The sequence below is a fragment of the Halomarina halobia genome (genome assembly GCF_029338575.1).
Taxonomy (GTDB): domain Archaea; phylum Halobacteriota; class Halobacteria; order Halobacteriales; family Haloarculaceae; genus Halomarina; species Halomarina halobia.
The window spans coordinates 1336786-1356733 of record NZ_CP119992.1 but is presented as its reverse complement, the minus strand read 5'-3'; the positions used below and the strand labels follow the sequence as shown (position 1 = coordinate 1356733).

The 19948-nt window shown below is 67.7% G+C and carries 17 protein-coding genes; 5 read left to right on the top strand and 12 right to left on the bottom strand.

The annotated features are described in order from the left end of the window. Positions 1-74 precede the first annotated feature (74 nt). Positions 75-350 carry a winged helix-turn-helix domain-containing protein gene (locus P1K31_RS07115; protein WP_276305589.1) on the bottom strand — a complete coding sequence of 92 codons (276 nt, stop codon included), beginning with the start codon at positions 348-350 and terminating at the stop codon, positions 75-77. Between the two features lie 177 nt (positions 351-527). On the opposite strand from P1K31_RS07115, the gene pan1 reads away from it, so the two are divergent. From pan1 to P1K31_RS07090, 5 genes are all read left to right on the top strand, one after another. Further along, positions 528-1745 (top strand): proteasome-activating nucleotidase Pan1, encoded by a 1218-nt coding sequence (gene pan1 / locus P1K31_RS07110; protein WP_276305588.1) that lies wholly within the window; start codon positions 528-530, stop codon positions 1743-1745. Positions 1746-1855: 110 nt separating this feature from the next. After that, complete coding sequence (locus P1K31_RS07105) at positions 1856-2287, top strand: DUF7541 family protein (protein WP_276305587.1); 432 nt, start codon at positions 1856-1858, stop codon at positions 2285-2287. 50 nt (positions 2288-2337) lie between these two features. Then, a complete protein-coding gene (locus P1K31_RS07100) occupies positions 2338-2625 on the top strand; it encodes a DUF6684 family protein (RefSeq protein ID WP_276305586.1) in 288 nt (95 codons plus the stop codon). 85 nt (positions 2626-2710) lie between these two features. After that, positions 2711-4522, top strand: a complete 1812-nt coding sequence (locus P1K31_RS07095; RefSeq protein WP_276305585.1) for a cbb3-type cytochrome c oxidase subunit I — start codon at positions 2711-2713, stop codon at positions 4520-4522. A 258-nt stretch (positions 4523-4780) separates the two neighbouring features. After that, positions 4781-5068: a DUF7520 family protein gene (locus P1K31_RS07090; protein WP_276305584.1), complete on the top strand. Its 288-nt coding sequence runs from the start codon at positions 4781-4783 to the stop codon at positions 5066-5068. A 352-nt stretch (positions 5069-5420) separates the two neighbouring features. Here P1K31_RS07090 and acs read toward each other — a convergent pair whose 3' ends face one another. The 11 genes from acs to nuoL form a co-directional block, all read right to left on the bottom strand. Beyond that, positions 5421-7406: an acetate--CoA ligase gene (gene acs / locus P1K31_RS07085; RefSeq protein WP_276305583.1), complete on the bottom strand. Its 1986-nt coding sequence runs from the start codon at positions 7404-7406 to the stop codon at positions 5421-5423. Between the two features lie 238 nt (positions 7407-7644). Next, positions 7645-7968, bottom strand: a complete 324-nt coding sequence (locus P1K31_RS07080; RefSeq protein ID WP_276305724.1) for a HepT-like ribonuclease domain-containing protein — start codon at positions 7966-7968, stop codon at positions 7645-7647. Positions 7969-8020: 52 nt separating this feature from the next. Beyond that, positions 8021-8452, bottom strand: coding sequence for a nucleotidyltransferase domain-containing protein (locus tag P1K31_RS07075; RefSeq protein WP_276305582.1), 432 nt, complete (start codon positions 8450-8452; stop codon positions 8021-8023). 121 nt (positions 8453-8573) lie between these two features. Then, positions 8574-10277 (bottom strand): acyl-CoA mutase large subunit family protein, encoded by a 1704-nt coding sequence (locus tag P1K31_RS07070; RefSeq protein WP_276305581.1) that lies wholly within the window; start codon positions 10275-10277, stop codon positions 8574-8576. A gap of 55 nt (positions 10278-10332) precedes the next feature. Further along, positions 10333-11118: an ABC transporter permease gene (locus tag P1K31_RS07065; RefSeq protein ID WP_276305580.1), complete on the bottom strand. Its 786-nt coding sequence runs from the start codon at positions 11116-11118 to the stop codon at positions 10333-10335. Then, complete coding sequence (locus tag P1K31_RS07060; protein ID WP_276305579.1) at positions 11115-12095, bottom strand: ABC transporter ATP-binding protein; 981 nt, start codon at positions 12093-12095, stop codon at positions 11115-11117. Before P1K31_RS07060 ends, P1K31_RS07065 begins: the two co-directional genes overlap by 4 nt. Before the next feature lie 171 nt (positions 12096-12266). Continuing rightward, positions 12267-13076 carry a CBS domain-containing ParB/RepB/Spo0J family partition protein gene (locus tag P1K31_RS07055; protein WP_276305578.1) on the bottom strand — a complete coding sequence of 270 codons (810 nt, stop codon included), beginning with the start codon at positions 13074-13076 and terminating at the stop codon, positions 12267-12269. Between the two features lie 87 nt (positions 13077-13163). Then, complete coding sequence (locus tag P1K31_RS07050; RefSeq protein ID WP_276305577.1) at positions 13164-14669, bottom strand: DHH family phosphoesterase; 1506 nt, start codon at positions 14667-14669, stop codon at positions 13164-13166. Positions 14670-14851: 182 nt separating this feature from the next. Continuing rightward, on the bottom strand, positions 14852-16348 hold the full coding sequence (locus P1K31_RS07045) for an NADH-quinone oxidoreductase subunit N (protein ID WP_276305576.1): 1497 nt from the start codon (positions 16346-16348) through the stop codon (positions 14852-14854). Continuing rightward, positions 16345-17925 carry a complex I subunit 4 family protein gene (locus P1K31_RS07040; protein WP_276305575.1) on the bottom strand — a complete coding sequence of 527 codons (1581 nt, stop codon included), beginning with the start codon at positions 17923-17925 and terminating at the stop codon, positions 16345-16347. The genes P1K31_RS07045 and P1K31_RS07040 overlap by 4 nt, the downstream gene beginning before the upstream one ends. After that, a complete protein-coding gene (gene nuoL / locus P1K31_RS07035; protein WP_276305574.1) occupies positions 17926-19947 on the bottom strand; it encodes an NADH-quinone oxidoreductase subunit L in 2022 nt (673 codons plus the stop codon). It abuts the gene before it with no gap. Position 19948: the final 1 nt, after the last annotated feature.

Genomic DNA, 19948 nt, shown 5'->3' with positions numbered 1-19948 from the left:
GTCGGTAAAAGCGCTCTACTCCGAACCGAACGCGTGAGAGTCACACCGCGTACACTATGTCCAGAACCCTGTCTTCACGGGTCCGGACCTGTCGGAATGTCGAGCGAGTAGATCCGCTTTCTGGCGTCGGTGAACGACACGCGCGAGGCGACCACGTCGGCCTTCTCGAGTCGCGTCAGGGCGTACCTGACGGTCCGCGTCGGCAGGAGCGTCTCCTCGGCGAGTTCCCGCTGTGTGAGCGGCCCGTCGTACTCGAGGACCTTCGCGACGAGCTTCGCGCTCGGCGGGAGTTCGCGCACCGATTCCCATCCCCCTGGTCGATCCGATTCGGACTCGCAGGTCGTACTCATACGCACCCCTTTCGGATGCCGGGTAATAATATTTTTGAATGCAAAATTACTACTGGGAATCTACGTATGGGTCGGTATCGTCCCCCGAAACCGCCGTCGGGCGGCCGGTTCGCGTCGGCTTTGGCCGGTTTGTACCGACCCGAAACCTCTTATGAACGCACGTGCTAGACGGGTCCAATGACCGACACTGTTGACGACGTCGACCTGCCGTACGACGACGACGCGTCACAGCAGGACAAGATATCGGCCCTCCGCGAACGGCTCGAGATCATCGAACGCCAGAACGAGGAGATGCGGGACAAGCTCCTCGACGCGAACGCCGAGAACAACAAGTTCCAGCAGAAGCTCGAGCGGCTGACCCACGAGAACAAGAAGCTCAAGCAGTCGCCGCTGTTCGTCGCGACCGTCCAGGAGGTCACCGACAACGGCGTCATCATCAAGCAGCACGGCAACAACCAGGAGGCGCTCACCGACGTCACCGACGAGATGCGGTCGCAGATCGAACCCGACAGCCGCGTCGCGGTGAACAACTCCCTCTCCATCGTCAAGACGCTCGACAACGAGACGGACGTCCGCGCCCGCGTCATGCAGGTCGAGCGCAAGCCCGAGGTCTCCTACGCGGACATCGGCGGCATCGACGAGCAGATCGACGAGGTCAGAGAGACCGTCGAGATGCCGCTCACCAGCCCGGGCATGTTCGACGCCGTCGGGATCGAGCCGCCGGCGGGCGTGCTCCTGTACGGCCCGCCCGGCACGGGCAAGACGATGCTCGCGAAGGCCGTCGCGAACCAGACCGACGCGACGTTCATCAAGATGGCCGGCTCCGAACTCGTCCACAAGTTCATCGGCGAGGGCGCAAAGCTCGTCCGCGACCTGTTCGAACTCGCCCGCCAGCACGAGCCCGCCGTGATCTTCATCGACGAGATCGACGCGATCGCGTCGAAGCGGACCGACTCGAAGACCAGCGGCGACGCCGAGGTCCAGCGCACCATGATGCAACTGCTCTCGGAGATGGACGGCTTCGACGAACGCGGGCAGATCTCCATCATCGCGGCGACCAACCGCTTCGACATGCTCGACCGCGCCATCCTCCGCCCCGGCCGCTTCGACCGACTCATCGAGGTGCCGAAGCCCGGCGTCGAGGGACGCGAGCGCATCTTCCAGATCCACACCCGGAGCATGAACGTCGCGGACGACGTGGACTTCGCGAAGCTCGCCGAGACGACCGAGGACGCGAGCGGCGCGGACGTGAAGGCGATCTGCACCGAGGCGGGCATGTTCGCCATCCGCGACGACCGCACGGAGGTCTACATGGCGGACTTCGAGGCCGCCTGGGAGAAGATCCAGCAGGAGGAGGCCGAAGAGAACGAGGACGTCTCGCGGACCTTCGCCTGACTCCGATTTCGGTTTTACGCTCCTGTTTTCGGCGTTCGTCGGCCCGGCGTTCGTCGCCCGGCTCGGCGACGATTCGACGCGCCTTTGGTGGGCCGACCCCTTCCTCCGACATGGACGATCAACCGGGATTGAGCGACCAGTACCGGATGTCGAGTCCGTGGCCGCTGTTCGTCGCCCTCGGATTCGTCATCTCGGAGGTCGGCGTCTTTCTCAACATCATCCCGCTGTCGGTGGGCGGACTCCTGCTGTTCGCCGGGAGCGTCGCGGGCATCATCCAGGAGTCGGGGTACGCCGAGCGACCGTGGGGGACGCTCTCGCTCGTCGGCGGGCTGCTGGTCGCGCTGGGACTCGCCATCACCGCCTCGCAGGTCCTGCCGTTCGAGGGGTTCCCGGCGGCGCTCGACGCCGTCTGGGGCGGACTGGTCGGCCCGGAGCTGAACGGCGTCGTCCAGCGCGGCGTCTCCGTTCTCTTCGCGGGCGTCATCGCGCTCGTGGCGAGCCAGGTCGCCCGCCTCGTGGAGCGCGACGTCGACGCGCTCTGAGCGGGCGAGGAACCAACACACTATTTACGACGCTCGCGTAACGTCGCGGTATGGCACCGGACGTCTTCGATCGGGAGACGCTGCTCGACCTCTCGGTGAACGTTATCCCGCTGTTCATCATCCTGTTCTTCGTGGGGCTGTTCGTCGTCGTCGCCCCGTTCGGCTTCAATCTCGTGGACACGACCATCCAGATGGGACTGCTCGTCGCCCCGTTTCTCGGGCTCGCGATCCTCACCTACTACGCGGGGAAGGCGATCACCGAGTCCGAGGCGAAGATGGAGGCGGAGGGCCTCGAGCGAGTGGAGCGCTCCGACGAGGAAGCGGCACCCGCGAAGTAGGCATCGGACGACGTGACGATCGCCCGCCGGCGGCGGGTCGCGGCGCGAACACAACCTTTCTAATCCCCCGGTACACAGGTGACGTATGGACGTTTCAGCTCAGCTTGCGCTGACGGTTCTCATGGGGGTGTTCCTCGCCGCCGTTGCGGTGTTGCTCACCCGCGTCGAGGACTGGCGGTCGTACACGCCGCTGGCCGGTGGCGGCGGCGCGTACGGTGAGGAGTCGGCGTACGCGACGGAGGAGAAACCGGCGGGCCTCATCCGCTGGCTGACGACGGTCGACCACAAGGACATCGGGATGATGTACGGCGCCTACGGCGTCATCGCCTTCGTGTGGGGCGGCCTCGCGGTCATCCTCATGCGCACGGAACTGCTCACCCCCGCGGGCGACGTGCTCGCCCCCATGGCGGAGGCGATGGGGGTCGCGAACGGCGGCGAGGGGCTCTACAACGCGCTGCTGACGACCCACGGGATCACGATGCTGTTCCTGTTCGGGACGCCGATCATCGCCGCGTTCGCCAACTACCTGATCCCGCTGTTGATCGGGGCGGACGACATGGCGTTCCCGCGGATCAACGCCATCGCCTTCTGGCTGCTCCCGCCCGGCGCGCTCCTCATCTGGGCAGGGTTCTTCTTCGTCCCGTTCGGCGTCGACCCCTCGCAGCTCTCGTGGACGATGTACACCCCGCTCTCGATCGAACAGCCCGAGGCCGGGGCGGACCTGATGCTGCTCGGGTTACACCTCACGGGCGTCTCGGCGACCATGGGCGCGATCAACTTCATCGCCACCATCTTCACCGAGGCCGGCGACGACGTGAACTGGGCGAACCTCGACATCTTCAGCTGGACCATCCTCACCCAGTCGGGGCTCATCCTGTTCTCCTTCCCGCTGCTCGGGAGCGTGCTCATCATGCTGCTGCTCGACCGGAACTTCGCGACGACGTTCTTCACGGTCGAGGGCGGCTCCCCGATCCTCTACCAGCACCTGTTCTGGTTCTTCGGCCACCCCGAGGTGTACATCCTCGTGCTCCCGCCGATGGGGATCGTCAGCTACGTCCTCCCGCGGTTCGCGGGCCGGAAGCTGTTCGGGTTCAAGTTCGTCGTCTACTCGACGCTCGCCATCGGCGTCCTCAGCTTCGGCGTCTGGGCCCACCACATGTTCTCGACGGGCATCGATCCGCGCATCCGCGCGTCGTTCATGGCCGTCTCGCTCGCCATCGCCATCCCCAGCGCCGTGAAGGTGTTCAACTGGATCACGACGATGTGGAACGGGCGCATCCGACTGACCGCCCCGATGCTGTTCTGCATCGGGTTCGTCCAGAACTTCATCATCGGCGGGGTGACGGGCGTGTTCCTCGCCTCGATCCCCGTCGACCTGGTGCTGCACGACACCTACTACGTCGTCGGCCACTTCCACTACATCGTGATGGGGGCCATCGCGTTCGCCGGCTTCGCCGGGCTCTACTACTGGTACCCGATCTACACCGGCCGGATGTATCAGCGTACGCTCGCGAAGGTGCACTTCTGGACGTGGATGGTCGGCACCAACATCACGTTCCTCGCGATGCTGCTGCTTGGCTACGAGGGGATGCCCCGGCGGTACGCCACCTACGAGTTCGGCACCGAACTCGTCTCGCTCACCCTCATCCAGGCGCTGCACGTCGCGGCGACGCTCGGCGCGTTCCTGATGCTGTTCGGGGGCGTCGTCTTCCTCTACAACTTCGTCCAGTCGTGGTACGAGGGTCCCGAGGCGGGTCTCGATCCCTGGGACCTGGAGGAGGTCGGCCTGGAGGGGCGCGAGTTCGTGTGGAACGACCAGCGCATCCGGACCGCAGTCACCGACGGCGGCGAGTCGTCCGGGGCGGCGACCGAAGACGGACCGACCGACGACGACTGACGACCGCGACGGAGAACCGCTCTCTCGTTCCCCCGATCCCTTCTACCGGTTCGACGGCGAGCGACGGGAGCGCCGTCGAGTCAACGAGGCGAACGCCGTAGAGCGTCACACGCTGTTCAGCACGAGGACGATGCCGGTGACGAACATGAACGCCGCGATGGCGACGAGAATCAGCAAGATGAGTTCCTTCTGGCCCATATTCACGCGTTCGGGGGCGCGGTTCAAAAGGGTAATCCCACGCGATTCCGTAGGCGGCGTGTGAGCAACGACACGCTACAGCTCCGGGGGCCGACCGCCGTGCTCGTCCTCTACGCCATCGTGGTCGCCGTCGCCGGCGGCCTCGGCTACATCCTGCCGATCGTCCGCCCCGGCGACTGGGATCCGCGGCTGTTCGGCGTCGTCCCCCTCCCCGGGACGTCGCTCGGGGTCGCCGCCTACGGGGCGATCACGCTCGCGACGATCCTCGGGGTCGTCATCGTCGCGATCGTGTTCGTCTCGAACCGGTACGCCGAACCGGTATCGGAGAAGCGCGACCGGCGCGAATAGGTGGACGGGCGGACAGACGATAGGCGGACGGGCGGATAGTGGAGAGGCCCCGGGACGATCGACGTATCGCACCTGCTGCTCGCTCGGTCACGCGTCGGGCGGTCGGTTCGGGTTTCCCCCTCGATCTCGGCTTCGGTCCCCTCACCAGTGACGGTCGGACTGGGCCACGCCGACGGCCGAAGATCACGTAGCAGGCGCGGTCGGCGGTCGTCCCGGGAGTGAGAACCTGCGTGCGCGACACCGACGGCCGAGTACCGAGACCGCGAGCAGGGAGACGGCGGTGGGGTCGAGCGGCGTCGAGCGACTTCGACGCGCCCACGTTCCCCGTTTCCCACCGCCGGTTCGACGCGGTTCAGTCGCTCCGGACCTGCTGGCGGATCTCCTCGGGGACGCTCGGGTCCCGGAGGGTGGTCGTGTCGCCCAGGTCCTCGTCGTTGGAGATGTTCTCGAGGAGGCGGCGCATGATCTTCCCCGAGCGCGTCTTCGGCAGATCGTCGACGAAGACGATGTTCGACGGACGGGCGAACTTGCCGATCTCGTCCTCGACGGCGCGCACGATCCGGTCGCGGACCTCCTCGTTCTCCTCGACCCCCTCGCGGAGGATGACGTACACGTCGGGCACCTCGCCCTTCTCCGTGTGCTCGCGGGAGACGACGGCGGCCTCGGCCACGTCCTCGACCTCCGCCACCGCGCTCTCGAGTTCCATCGTCCCGAGTCGGTGGCCGGCGACGTTCATCACGTCGTCGAGACGACCCAGGATGCGGAAGTAGCCGTCGCGCTCGTGGACCGCCCCGTCGCCCGCCTTGTAGTTCCAGTCGCGCCAGTCGTCGCTCTCCGTGTCGGAGAAGTCCTCCCAGTACTCGCTGATGAACCGCTCGTCGTTACCGTAGACCGTCTGGAGCATCCCCGGCCACGGGCGCTTGATGATGAGGTTACCGGCCTGTCCGGTGGCGGGTTCGATCTCCTCGCCCTCGTCATCGAGCAGCGCGGGTTCGATGCCGGGACAGGGAACGCCGGCACTGCCGGGTTTCATGTCCTTCAGCGCGGGCAGGTTCGTGATGAGGTGTCCGCCCGTCTCGGTCTGCCACCACGTGTCGACGATGACGGCCTGCTCCTTCCCGATGTGCTTGTAGTACCAGAGCCACGCCTCGGGCTGGATCGGCTCGCCGACCGTCGTCATGTGGCGGAATTCGAAGTCGTAGCCCTCGAGGTACTCGGGGCCCCACTTCATGAACTGCCGGACGGCCGTGGGGGAGGTGTGGAAGACGTCCACGTCGTACTTCTCCGCGATCTCCCAGATGCGGCTCTTGTGCGGGTAGTCCGGCGCGCCCTCGTACATGACGCTCGTCGTGCCGAGCGCGAGCGGGCCGTAGACGATGTAGGAGTGGCCCGTGATCCACCCGATGTCCGCCGCGCACCAGTAGGTGTCCTCGGGCTTGATGTCGAGGACGTACTTCGACGTGCCCGTCACGTACGCGAGGTAGCCGCCGGTGCGGTGCTGACAGCCCTTCGGCTCGCCGGTCGTCCCCGACGTGTACATCAGGAACAGGGGGTCCTCGGCGTCCCGCGAGACGGGTTCGACCGTCTCGCGGCGGTGCTCGGAGAGCAGGTCGGAGACGAGCGTGTAATCGTCGCTCACGTCGACGCTCTCGTGGGGTTCGTCGTGGCGCGTCCAGACGAGCACCTCGGGGTCGCCGTCGACCTCCTCCATCGCCTTGTCCGCCTTCTCGACGTGGTTCAGGAACTCGCCGCGGCGGTAGTAGCCGTCGATGGTGACGACGTAGTCGGAGTCCGCGCTGTCGACGCGGTCCGCGAGCGCGGTCGCGGAGAAGCCCGCGAACACCTCGCTGTGGGGCGCGCCGATGCGCGCGCAGGCGAGCATCGTGATCGGCAGGGCAGGCACCATCGGCAGGTGGAGGGTGACGACGTCGTCCTCCTCGACGCCGGCCGCCCGGAGCGCGGCGGCGAGCTCGTTCACCTCGCGGTAGAGGTCCTGGTAGGCGATCCGCCGGACCTCCCCCTTCTCGCCCTCCCACAGCAGGGCCGTCTGGTTCTTCCGCTCGTCGAGGTGACGGTCGACGCAGTTGTAGCTCGCGTTCAGCTTCCCTCCGGTGAACCACTCGTAGAACGGCGGGTTCGAGGCGTCGAGCACCTCCTTCCAGCGCTCGTCCCAGTCGAGGAGTTCGGCGTACTCCTCGAACCCCGCCGGGAAGTCCTCGAACCGGTCGTAGACGGCCGGGTCGCTGACGTTGGCCTGCCCGACGAACTTCGGCGACGGGTGGAAGTACTCCTGTTCCCGCAGTCGAGATTCGAGCTTACGTTCCTCTGACTCGCTCATGAACTTTCATCACCATGATAGCGGTTTACTGCCGTGGTAATAGGGTTAACGCACCACGGTCGAAGTACTCTCGTTACGCGAATATCCGATGGTCGAATCTCGGTGCTCCGTCCCGACGATACCCATCGAGACGTTCTCCGAGAGCGGAGGGGATCCGCTTACGACCCCGCCGTCTACTCCCCTCTCTACGAACAGATCCGGGAGGGTCTCCCTCCCTTCGAATCGACGATCTCGATCTCTATCGGTTCCACCGAGGATCCAGGTCCGGAAGCCGGATCGCCGGATTCTCCGTCGTCGGAGGCACGGGTTCAGTATCGGTCACGGAACCACTGCGCGACCTGGCGACTGAACGCGTCGTAGACTTCCAGCCCGGTCCGAAGGGTTTCGTACACCTCGCCGTAGTCCACCCTGCCGTACTCGCGAGCCAGTTGTGGGTAGCGACGTGTTGGGCGAGGTCGGAACACGCCTGAATGGCGTTCTCGAACATCCGCTCGACGGCGCGTTGCTCGGTCGTATCCGTCGGGAGGTCCTCGCGGGAAAGCGACCGTTGCTTCTCTTTCAGCTCGCCGTAGTACTGCTCGATTCCTTCGAGTTTCTTCGAGACGACCCGTTCGTCAGCCGTGCAGACCGTTCTCCGCGATGCGGTCTATCACGCCCCGCTGGTGGCGGCGGATATCGTCGCGTCGCTCCTCGAACGCCGTCTCGATGTCTGTCTCGAACCGGCGGAACGTCTGCTCGTCACCGCAGAGGAACTCGCCGTTGACCGCGTCGTAGGCCACGTCGAGCGGGAGGACTTCGACGTCGGAGATCTCGACGAACGGGGCGTCCTCTCGCTGGAGGTCGCCCGAGAGGAAACACCGCTTCTGGAATCGCTCCCGGGAGGAGAGGCCGTCGGTGAACTTGACGGCGACGTCGAGATCGGACGACGGCTGCGAGTTCCCCGTGACGTGCGAACCGAACGCCACTACGAAGTCGATCTCCGCATCACGGCAGAGCGACTCTTCGAGGATAGCGAGCGCCCGCGAGCGCCCGTCGGCCGATTCCATACGTGGACAACGGCGTATCGTTCCAAAAGAATTCCGCTGTTTCACGTTCGATCCCCGGTTCGGCGGGCACTACGCCTCGTTGAGCGACGGGGAGGACCGAACGCCCCGGCTCTTGCCCCGTTCAGGCCAGCGTGACTGTCTCGGTGTAGCTGCCGTGTTCGGCCTCGAACACCTGCATGATCTCGCCCATCGTCGCGTACGCCTTCACGGCGTCGACGACGTAGGGCATGGTGTTCTCGCCCGCGCGGACGGCCTCCCGCAGCGCGTCGAGCGTCTCGCGGACGCGCTCGTCGTCGCGCTCCTCCTTCACGGCGTCGAGGCGCTCCAGTTGCCGGTCGGCCACCTCGTCGCTCACGTGGAGCAGTTCCGTGTCGTCCTCATCGTTCCCCGTCGTGTACTTGTTCACGCCGACGACGGTCTCCTCGCCCTCGTCGACGCGCGACTGGTACTCGTAGGCGGCGTCCTGGATCTCGCGGTGGAAGTAGCCCTCCTCGATGCCCCGGAGGACGCCGTCGCGGATCGAGCCGTCGCCGATCTCCTCGATCTCCTCGATGTAGGCCATCGCCTCGGCCTCCATCTCGTCGGTGAGCGCCTCCACGGCGTAGCTCCCGCCGAGCGGATCGACGGTGTCCGCGAGGCCGGACTCCTCGGCGATGATCTGCTGGGTGCGCAGCGCGATGCGCACCGCCTCCTCCGAGGGGAGCGCGAGCGCCTCGTCGTAGCTGTTCGTGTGCAGCGACTGCGTCCCGCCCATGACGGCGGCGGCCGCCTGCAGCGTGACCCGGATGATGTTGTTGAGCGGCTGCTGGGCGGTGAGCGACTGCCCCGCCGTCTGCGTGTGGAACTTGAGGCGCTTCGCGGCGTCGGTCGTCGCGCCGAAGCGCTCCTCCATCACCCGTGCGTAGATACGGCGGGCGGCGCGGAACTTCGCCACCTCCTCCAGCACGGAGTTGTGGGAGTTGAAGAAGAAGGAGAGGAGCGGTCCGACCTGGTCCGCGTCGAGGCCGCGCTCCGCCGCCGCCTCGACGTAGGCGAAGCCGTCGGCGAGCGTGAACGCGAGCTCCTGGGCCGCCGTCGATCCCGCCTCGCGGATGTGGTAACCCGACACCGACACGGGGTAGAACTTCGGCGTGTTCTCGACGGCGTACTCGATGGTGTCCGTGACGATGTCGAGGGAGGGTCCCGGCGGGACGACCCACTCCTTCTGGGCGATGAACTCCTTCAGCATGTCGTTCTGGAGCGTCCCCCGAACCTGCTCGCGGGGGACGCCCTGCTTGTCGGCCAGCGCGAGGTACATGGCGTAGATGACGATGGCGCTCGGGTTGATAGTGAACGACGTGGAGACTTCCCCGACGTCGATGCCGTCGAACAGCACCTCCATGTCCCGGAGCGTGTCGACCGCGACGCCCTCCTTTCCGACCTCCCCGAGGCTCATCGGGTCGTCGGAGTCCAGTCCCATCAGGCTCGGCATGTCGAACGCCGTCGAGAGGCCGGTCTGCCCCTCCTCGACGAGGTAGTGGAAGCGCTCGTTGGTCTCCTCCGCGGTGCCGAAGCCGGCGAACTGCCGCATCGTCCACGTCCGGCCGCGGTACATCGTCGGGTACGGGCCGCGCGTGTACGGCGGCTCCCCGGGGAAGCCGACGTCCTCGTCGTAGTCGAGGTCGGCGACGTCCTCGGGCGTGTAGAGCCGGTCGACCTCGTGGTTCGATACCGTCGCGAACCGCTCGCGTCGCTCGCCGTGGGCGGAGAGCGCGGGGTCGAGGGTCTCCTCCTCCCACTGCTCGCGCTCGGACCGGATCTCGCGCAGGTCGTCCTCGTCGAACATGTACCGGTATTTGTAAAGGATAGCTATGAAGGTTCGGACGAGATGTGAGCGGGGATCAGTACTGGCCCAGCCGCCCCGTCGTGCGCGCCCGCCGCGTCCCCAGGCGGAAGACGGCGTAGCCCGCGCCGACGTAGACGACCGCCGTGACGACGAGCAGGCCGAGGTCGGCGGTCGGAAGCTCCCACAGGCGCTGTCCGGCGCTCATCGATCGCCGGAGGAGGTGGCTCCCGAGCGCGAGCGGGAGCAGCTTCAGCGCCGGGTTCGCCCCCACGGGCAGCGCGATGAGCGCGACGAAGGCGAACTGCACCAGCTGGAAGACGCTCTCGACCCGCCTGAACACGAGCGCCAGGCCGCCGAGGGCGAAACCGACGCCCACCGCGGAGCAGAGGGTGAGCGCGCCGAGGGGGAGGACGGTGAGCGGGTCGAGGGTCAGCCGCGCGTCGGTGGTCGCCAGCATCAGCGCCAGCAGGACGACGCCGTAGGCGAAGCTCACGAGGACGTTCACGACCGTCTTGACGGCCACGACGCGTCCGAACCCGAGCGGCGACATGTAGAGCTGTTCGAGCGTCCCCCACTGGGCCTCCCGGATGAGCTCCCAGGAGAGGTCGGCGTACGCGACGCTCGCCATCAGGAGGAGGAAGAAGCCGACGACGATCCCGCCGAGGGACGCCTCGACGGCCCGCGGGGCGAGTTCGCGCCCGCCGAAGACCACCAGCGCGAAGAGGACGTAGACGGTGAACAGGTTCGTCACGGTGTTGAACGCGTAGCGGACCCGGAGGACGAGGGACTTCCGGGCGACGGCCCGCGCGAGGACGGCGGTCTCGCCGAGCGACACGCTCACCTCACCCCGCGGTCGGTCAACTGCAGGAAGGCGTCCTCGAGGTCCGGTTCGACGGCCGTCATCGAGACGAGGTCCACGTCCGTCTCGCGGAGGTCCTCGACGAGCGCGTAGAGGGCCGTCGAGTCGGCGAGCGTCACCTCGAAGCGAAGCCCCTCGGCGGCGTGGAACCACCGCTCGACGCCGTGATCGCGCTCCAGGCGGTCGCGCACGTCGCGGGGGAGCGCCCCGGCGACCGTCACGCGGTACGCGCGCGCGTCGAACAGCCCCACAAGCTCCTCGACGCTCCCGTCCGCGGCGACCCGTCCCTCGTTCAGGACGACGGCGCGGTCGCACACCTCCTGTACCACGTCCATGTCGTGGCTGCTCAGCACGATGGCGCGTCCCTCCTCGTCGGCGAGGCGTCGGATCCGCTGTCTGAGGTCGTAGGACGCCCCCACGTCGAGACCGAGCGTCGGCTCGTCGAGGAAGACGACCGGCGTCTCCCGCGCGAGCGTGCAGGCGAGCGCCGTCTTCTGCTTCATCCCCCGCGAGAGGTCCGTCACGGCGTCGTCGGCGCGCTCGCCCAGCCCGAGCGAGTCGAGGAGGGCGGCGTGCTCCTCCCGACGCGTTCGGGGATCGATGCCCTGTAGCCCGGCGAAGAAGCGCACGTTCTCGCGGACGGTGAGCCGCCAGTAGACGTTGCGAGCGCCCTCGAGCATCGCGCTCGCGTGTCGGTACGCGGGGGCGGGATCGGCCAGCACGTCGACGTCGCCGACGCGAACCGACCCCGCGGTCGGAACGAGCAACCCGAGCGCGCACTTGATGAGCGTCGTCTTGCCCGCGCCGTTCGGCCCGAGCAGTCCGACGACCTCCCCCGGGTCGACGTTGAGCGTCACGTCGTCGACCGCCCGGACGTCGCCGTAGGTCTTCGTCAATCCCTCGATGACGACCGCTGCTTGCGCTCCCCCCCTCCTCCGCTGTGCTGTCTCGACGCTCATCGTGGCGAGATACCGAGTGGCACAGTTACGGCACGGGCGCGCAAAAAACCGCCGGTCGCGGCGGTATCTCGCGTCGGATCCGGTGAGCGTGTCGCCGCGTGCGCGCCCCCGGCCGGCGGGACGAGGACGGAGCTGCGTTCCTTCCCGAAACCACGAGGATCGAGAACCCGCCTACTCGTCGTCGCTCTTGAGGCGCTCGATCGTCTCGACGAGCGGGTGGTGGGCGTAGTCGACCTCCTCGATGTCGTCGATCGTCTCGAGGTTCGCCTTGCGAGCGGTCTCGGCCATCCCGAGGGGAACCCGCTCGTCGAGGACGATGACGTAGGCGTCCATCTCGTCGATGCCGAGGCGCTTTGCCGCCTTCACGCGGTGGTGGCCGTCGGCCAGCAGGAGGTGCTCGCCGCCGTTGTCGATCACCACGAGCGGTTCGGCGAGGCCGTTTTCCAGTTCGTAGGTCCGTCCCTCGAGTTCGTCGGTGTAGACCTTGGACTGCGTGGGCGTGAGCGACGCGAGGGGCACCTTTCGGCGCTCCTGGCGCATCCCGACGCCGTGGATGTTCCGGAGCGTCTCGATCAGCTTGTTGACCTTGCCCGGCGTGGCGCGCTCGATCTGGCTGCGCACCACGTCGGCGTTCGAGATGATGCCGACGAGGTTCCCCGCGTCGTCGACCACCGGGAGCTTCTGGATGCCGGAGCGCAGGATGACGCGCGCCGCGTCCGTGATCTCCATGTCCGGGTGGGCGACGATGAGGTCGTCGTTCATCACCTTGAACATCGGATCGCCGTCCTCGGCGAGGAGGAGGTCGCGGGCGGTGACGAAGCCGTGGACGCGCCGCCTGTCGCAGACCGGGAACCCGCTGTGTTCCTCGCTCTCCGCGATGCGCCGCTTCACGTCCGCGACGGTGTCGTCGACGCTCACCGTCACCACGTCGCGCGTCATGTAGTCCTTCACGCGGAGTTTGCGCTCCTCGACGTCGAGCATCACCCCGTTACTACGGCCGCCGAGGGAAAGTCTTCCCGGTCGCCGCGCCCGGAGCGCGGCGGGACGACCGCACCCGCGACGGCGATCTCACTCGTCGTCGGACGTCCCCGTCCCCACCGGGAGCCCCAACCCCTCGACGCCGTCGTCGAACAACTCGGTGGCGCTCCAGTGGGGGCGCGCGCGGAGCGTCTCGAAGAACCGGTCGTTGATGACGTCCTCGATGATCTCCCGGAGCTCCTCGTCGCTGTCCTCCTCCACGCTGCCGAGCAGGCCGAGGGGGATCTGCGCCCCCGCCATGTCGGCGTGGCCGCCCGCCTCGCCGATCTGCGAGAACGCCTCGCGGAGCGTCTCGCCCACGTCGAGGTCGGCCCCGCGGGTGCGCGCGGAGGCGTAGATCGTGCCCTCCTGGATGCCGTAGACGAGCGTCGTCGAGATCCCCTCCATGTCGAGCAGGCGATCCGCCGCCTGCGCCAGCGCGTCGCGGGAGCGCAGCCGACCCACGCAGGAGGTGAGCACCGGTCCCTCCACCCGACGGTTCCGGATCGCCCGACCGATGGTCTCGATGATGTCGACGCTCACGCTCGGCGACTCGACGCGCTCGAGCGTCGCGTCGTCGACGTACGGAAGCAGGTACGCCGCCGCCTCGAAGTCGTCGGCGACCACCTCCCGGCTGAAGTTCTTGGTGTCCACGCGGATGCCGTAGAGCAGCCCCGTCGCAACGGCCGTCGAGGGGCGGACCCCGAGCCGCCGCAGGTAATCGACCAGCAGGGTGCTCGTCGCGCCCACGTCGCTCCTGAGGTCCACGAAGCGCGCCTCGACCGGTTCGCGCGGCGGGTGGTGGTCGATGACGATGTCGACGTTCGTGTCCGGGGGGAGCTGGTCGTTCACTCCCGGCCGGGAGTGATCGACGAGCGCGAACCCGCCGTAGCCCGAGAGATCATCGTCCGGATCGAGGTTCACGAGGTCGAACTCCAGCAGGTTCACGAGCGCGAGGTTCTCCTGGTGGGTGATGTCGCCGTAGTAGATGGCCTCGGCGTCACATCCGGCGGTCTCCGCGATCGCGCTGAGGGCGACCGCGCTCGCGATGGCGTCGGGGTCGGGGTTGTCGTGCATGACGACCGCCAGCGTCCCCTCGACCTCGCGGAGGACGCGCCGCAACTGGCGGATGCGGAGTCCGTCCTGCCGGGTGGGTTCGATGATGCGCTCGGTGACGGCGGCCTCGGGGCGCACGACGCGGTCGGCGAGTCTCTCGATGGCGTCGCTCATCTCCTCGTCCGCCTCGATCGGGACGTAGGCGAGCACCATCGCGTCGGGGTACACCTCGCGCGCCGCCGTCGTCGCCCGGCGGTTCACCGCCGCGTCCGTGCCCGCCACGATGACGCTCTCGACGGGGCGGTCGTCCTCCGCGACGGCCGCGGCGACCGTCTCCGGGTCGGCGCAGTCGCCGAGCGTCGCCGGGATGCTCTCCTCGCGTAGCGCTTCGACCCGACTCTCGTCGTCGGTGACGACGAGGAGTTCGCCCGGATACCCGCCGAGGTCCTCGTACAGCGAGTAGCCGAACGACCCGCAGCCGAGAACGAGCCGGGTTGTCATACCTCCCCTACCGGAGCGAGGGGCTAAAACTCTGCGGGCGGCAGGTCGAAACCATCCGCGATCCGTCGGTTTCCGCGCCTCGCTCGGCCCGCTGGCGCGACGACTCACGGGTGGCTACGGCTGGCGAGCGCGACCGGTCGCTGGGCGAGAACGGCGACGGGGACGGGAGCGGAGCCGACCGCTCAGAAGAGGGTTGCGGCCGCCTCGAACGCCACGTCGGAGAACAGTCCGAGCGCGGGCAAGAGCGCGACGGTGACGACGGCGGCGGCGACGACCGCGGCGTAGAGCCCCGTCGGATAGCTCTCGATGTCGAAGGGCGCGGACGGGTCCTCGATCCACATCGCCCGCACGACGCGGGAGTAGTAGTAAAGCGACAGCGCGCTGTTGATGACGAGCGCGGCGGCGAGCAGGAGCACGCCGCCGTCGACCGCCGCCATCAGCAGGAAGAACTTCGAGAGGAAGCCCCCGCCGATGGGCAGCCCCGCGAGGCTGAACAGGAAGACGGTCATCGCGACGCAGGCCATCGGCGCCTGCGTGGCGAGGCCGTTGTAGTCCTCGAACGTGCGGCCGACGCCCCAGTACTCGACGAGCGCGACGAACAGGAACGCGCCCGTGTTCATGAAGCCGTAGACGACGAGGTGGAGCATCCCCGCGCCGAGGATGAACTCGCTGTCGCCCGCGCCGGTGAGCGCGCCGAGCGCGATGAGGACGTAGCCCGCGTGGCCGATCGAGGAGTACGCGAGCATGCGCTTTACGTTCTCCTGGGTCGCGGCGGCGAAGTTCCCGACGAACATCGTCACGAACGCGAGCACCTGAAACGCGAGCACCCAGTCGACGCCGATGTTCGCCTCGACCGGGAACGCGGTGACGAACACGCGGAACGCGACGACGAACCCCGCGGCCTTCGAGGCCGACGAGAGGAACGCCGAGACGGGTGCGGGCGCGCCCTCGTACGCCTCGGGGGCCCAGAAGTGAAACGGCACCGAGGCGGTCTTGAACGCGACCCCGCCGACGACCATCAGCACGCCGATGCCGAGCACGCCGAGCAGGCCGTCGCCGACGCCGCCGGAGAGCGCGCGCGCGACCTCCGGTAGCAGGAGGCTCCCGGTGACGCCGTAGACGAGGCTGATGCCGTAGGCGAGCACCGCCGAGGAGAGCGCGCCGATGAGGAAGTACTTCATGCCGGCCTCGACGCTCCCCCGGTTCCGCTTCAGGTACGCGACGAGCGCGTAGGAGGGGAGCGAGGAGAGTTCGAGGCTGACGAAGACCGTGGCGAAGGAGTTCGCCGCCGCCATCAGCGACATCCCCGTCGCGGCGAGCAGCACCAGCGAGTAGAACTCGGCCTGGTAGGGGTTATCGCGCAGGTAGTCGTAGCTCGCGAGGCTGACGAGCGCGGTCACGCTCCCGAAGATGAACGTGAAGAACAGGCTCATCCCGTCGACGATCAGCTGACCGCCGAACAGGTCGATCGGCTCGCCGCCCGTGGTGAACAGGATGAACCCCGACGCGAGCACCGCGAGCAGCGCCCCGACGGTCGCGATGCCCGCGAGGATCCCGCGGTTCGACGCTTCGGGGTCGATGCTGTCGACGACGAGCAGGACGAGCGACGCCGCGCCGAACGCGAGCGTCGGCGCGATCGCCGCCAGTGCGGAGAGTTCGGTCGTTTGTAACGGAATCATTGGACACCTCCGAGCGCGGAGAGCGCGTTAAGCGTCTCGACGCTGGCGTAGCGCGCGGCGTCGAGGTCGAGGATCGGGCCGACGGCGTCACGGATCATCGCGAACGCGATGTCGGGAGCCGTCCCCAGCACGACGATGAGCACGACGAGCACGACCAGCGGCACGAGGTCGTGAACGCCCGCCTCGCGCACCGGGTAGTCGGTCGCGGAGAAGAACTCGCCGAACACCGACCGCTGGAGCGCGAACAGCAGGTAGCCCGCGACGATGACGATGCCGAACATCGCCAGCGCGGTGAACACGGGCGCGCCGGCGAACCCGGCGTTGAACGTGCCGACGAAGATGAAGAACTCCGCGGCGAAGCCGGCCATCAGCGGCAGGCCCATGTAGGCGAACGATCCCGCGACCAGCGCGCCGACTGTGACGGGCATCCGGTCGGCCAGCCCGCTCATGTCGCCCACCATGCGCGTGTGGGTCGTGTTGTAGATGACGCCCACGCACAGGAACAGCAGCCCCGAGATGAGGCCGTGGGAGATCATCTGGAAGGTCGCGCCGCCGAGCCCGTAGACGGTGTAGGCGACGAGCCCGAGGATGACGTACCCCATCGACGAGACCGAGGAGTACGCGACGATGCGCTTCAGGTCCTGCTGGGCGAGCGCGAGCAGCGCGCCGTAGATGACGCTGACCACGGCGAGCGCGGCCAGCACCGGCGCGAGCGCCGTCGCGACCTCCGGGAGCATCGTGAAGTTGAACCGGAGCATGGCGTAAGTCCCCATCTTCAGGAGGACGCCCGCCAGCATCACCGACACCGGCGTGGGGGCCTCGACGTGGGCGTCCGGCAGCCACGTGTGCAGCGGGACGACGGGCACCTTCACCGCGAACCCGAAGAACATGAGGGCGAACGCGATCAGCGCGACCGCGTTCCCGGAGAGGCCGTAGAGCGAGCCGAGTTGGCCCGCGTTGAGCGCCTGTGCGATCTCCGGCAGGCCGAGGCTGGAGATCGAGTCGCCCAGCCCGAACACGAGGCTGAAGAAGCCGACGAACATCACGAGCGAGGCGACGTTCGTGTAGATGAAGAACTTGATCGCGGCGTACTTTCGGCGCGGGCCGCCCCAGACGCCGATGAGGAAGTACATCGGGATGAGGACGGCCTCCCAGAAGACGAACCAGACGAAGAAGTCGAGCGCGGCGAAGACGCCGATGAGGCTCGCCTCCATCACGAACATCAGCCCGTAGAACTGCGACTGACGCTCCCCGATCGGGGTCCACGCGCTCAGGATGGCGAGCGTCGTCAGGATCGTCGAGAGGGCGACGAGCGGCATCGAGATGCCGTCGAGACCGGTGTGGTAGGCGAGCTGATAGGATCCGACCCGGAGCCACTCGGCGTACGTCTCGAAGGCGGGCTGGCCGCCCTGCAGCAGGACGTTACCCGTACCGTCGAAGACAGCGTACATGTAGACGCTGACGACGACCGGGACGAGGCTGATCGCGAACGCGAGGCGTCCGGCGACGCGGTCGGGGGCGAGGAAGGTGATCGCCGCCCCGAGCAGGCAGGCGGCGATGAGTACCTCGATCAGCACTCAGAACCACCCCCCGTACAGCCCGAGCCCGACGATCAGCGCGACGAGCCCGAGCGTGAGCAGCGCGGCGTAGTTGGAGACGATACCGGTCTGGATGCGCCGGATGCGGCTGCCGGAGAACAGCGAGACGCTCGAGACGCCGTTGACCACGCCGTCGATGACGCCCTGGTCGAACTTGTCGGCGGCCCGGGCGACGTTCGCCGTCAGGCCCTGGGCGAGCCACACCTGGTACTCGTCCTGGTAGTAGTTGTTGAAGAGCAACGTCTTGATGGAACCGAGTCTGTCCGTGTGTTCGACCGGCGCGGGGCCGCGGTAGAGCGCCACCGCGAGCCCGGCACCGGCGAGGGCGAGCCCGAGCGAGGCGGCCGCGGAGACGAGCATCGTCCCCACCTCGCCGGCGAGGTACGTCGCCTCGTAGCCGGCGAACTGCTTCAGCAGCTCCTCGTAGTGCTCGCCGGTCAGGGTCTCGGGCCCGTGGAAGAGCCACGCGTGCAGGAAGTCGACGTGCGCGCCGGTCAGCTTCGCGATCGGCACCGCGTTGATGAACCCGACGACCGCCGCGAGCACGCCGAGGACGACGAGCGGCCCTTTCACGTTCCAGCGGACGGCGTGGGGGTCCCGCGCCGTGTCCGTGCGGGGCTCGCCGTGGAAGGTGAGCAGGACCATCCGGAAGGTGTAGAAGCCCGTCAGGAAGACGGCCAGCAGGCCCATCGCGTACGCGCCGAGCAGCAGCGGGTTCGACAGGCCGTGGACGAGCGCCTCGAACAGCACCTCGTCCTTCGACCAGAAGCCGGAGAACGGGAAGATGCCCGCGAGCGCGAGCGACCCGGCGAGGAACGTCCAGTAGGTCACCGGCATGCGCTCCTTCAGCCCGCCCATGTCCCACATGTCCTCGTTGTGGTGCATCGCGATGATGACCGACCCCGCACCGAGGAACAGGAGCGCCTTGAACACCGCGTGGGTGGTCAGGTGGAAGACGGCGGCGACGTAGCCGCCCGTCCCCAGCGCGAGCATGATGTAGCCGTACTGGGAGATGGTCGAGTAGGCGAGCACCTGCTTGATCTCGCGCTTGACGACGCCCATGGTCGCGGCGAACAGCGCCGTGAAGCCCCCGACGAAGGCGATCACCGCGAGCGCCGTCGGCGAGAGGGCGTAGAAGCCGTACATGCGCGCGACGAGGTAGACGCCCGCGGCGACCATCGTCGCCGCGTGGATGAGCGCGGAGACGGGCGTCGGACCCTCCATCGCGTCGGGCAGCCACGTGTGGAACGGGAACTGGGCGGACTTGCCCATCACGCCCCCGAGCACGAGCAGGCCGATGATCGTGAACCAGGTCCCGGGCGCGAGGCCGAACGTGTTCACCTCGCCCGCCCCGCCGGTCAGGGCCTCCTCGGCGAGCGCCGGGAAGCCCTCGGGCCCCGCGAACGCCGCCGTGCCGAACGTGGTGAACACCGCCACCACGCCGATCAGGAAGAAGTAGTCGCCGAAGCGGGTGACGAGGAACGCCTTCTTCGCCGCCGACGCCGGGCCGTCCTGCCGGAACCAGAAGCCGATGAGCAGGTACGAGCAGAGCCCGACCAGCTCGAAGAACATGAACGCCATCAGCAGGTTCGAGGACATCACGAACGCGAGCATGCTCGCGCTGAACAGGCCGAGTTCGGCGTAGTACCGCGACAGTCCGGTCTCGCCCTCGTCGTTCATGTACCCGAGGCTGAAGACGTGCACGAGGAACGCGATGAGCGAGACGACGACCAGCATCAGCGAGGAGAGCTGGTCGAGCAGCAGGCCGAACTCCAGCGCGAAGGGCTGGCCCGCCGCGAACGTGTAGATGACTTCGTTGTACGTCTCGCCGCCGAGCACCGTCAGCGCCACCCAGGCGGACAGCGCGAGCGAGCCGCCGGTCGCGACGATGCCGGCGAGCGCGCCCCGCTTGGGCATGAACCTGCCCCCGAAGAGCGCGACGAGGAACGAGACGAACGGCAACAGTGCGATCGCCGGGGCGTAGTCGAATACTCCTGCCATG

Bases quoted from the DNA above. Each gene is read 5' to 3' on its own strand.
- P1K31_RS07105 (WP_276305587.1), top strand. From the start codon at position 1,856: ATGGACGATCAACCGGGATTGAGCGACCAGTACCGGATGTCGAGTCCG.
- P1K31_RS07070 (WP_276305581.1), bottom strand. From the start codon at position 10,277: ATGTTCGACGAGGACGACCTGCGCGAGATCCGGTCCGAGCGCGAGCAG.
- acs (WP_276305583.1), bottom strand. From the start codon at position 7,406: ATGAGCGAGTCAGAGGAACGTAAGCTCGAATCTCGACTGCGGGAACAG.
- P1K31_RS07115 (WP_276305589.1), bottom strand. From the start codon at position 350: ATGAGTACGACCTGCGAGTCCGAATCGGATCGACCAGGGGGATGGGAA.
- P1K31_RS07055 (WP_276305578.1), bottom strand. From the start codon at position 13,076: ATGCTCGACGTCGAGGAGCGCAAACTCCGCGTGAAGGACTACATGACG.
- P1K31_RS07075 (WP_276305582.1), bottom strand. From the start codon at position 8,452: ATGGAATCGGCCGACGGGCGCTCGCGGGCGCTCGCTATCCTCGAAGAG.
- nuoL (WP_276305574.1), bottom strand. From the start codon at position 19,947: ATGGCAGGAGTATTCGACTACGCCCCGGCGATCGCACTGTTGCCGTTC.
- P1K31_RS07100 (WP_276305586.1), top strand. From the start codon at position 2,338: ATGGCACCGGACGTCTTCGATCGGGAGACGCTGCTCGACCTCTCGGTG.
- P1K31_RS07050 (WP_276305577.1), bottom strand. From the start codon at position 14,669: ATGACAACCCGGCTCGTTCTCGGCTGCGGGTCGTTCGGCTACTCGCTG.
- pan1 (WP_276305588.1), top strand. From the start codon at position 528: ATGACCGACACTGTTGACGACGTCGACCTGCCGTACGACGACGACGCG.
- P1K31_RS07095 (WP_276305585.1), top strand. From the start codon at position 2,711: ATGGACGTTTCAGCTCAGCTTGCGCTGACGGTTCTCATGGGGGTGTTC.
- P1K31_RS07045 (WP_276305576.1), bottom strand. From the start codon at position 16,348: ATGATTCCGTTACAAACGACCGAACTCTCCGCACTGGCGGCGATCGCG.
- P1K31_RS07060 (WP_276305579.1), bottom strand. From the start codon at position 12,095: ATGAGCGTCGAGACAGCACAGCGGAGGAGGGGGGGAGCGCAAGCAGCG.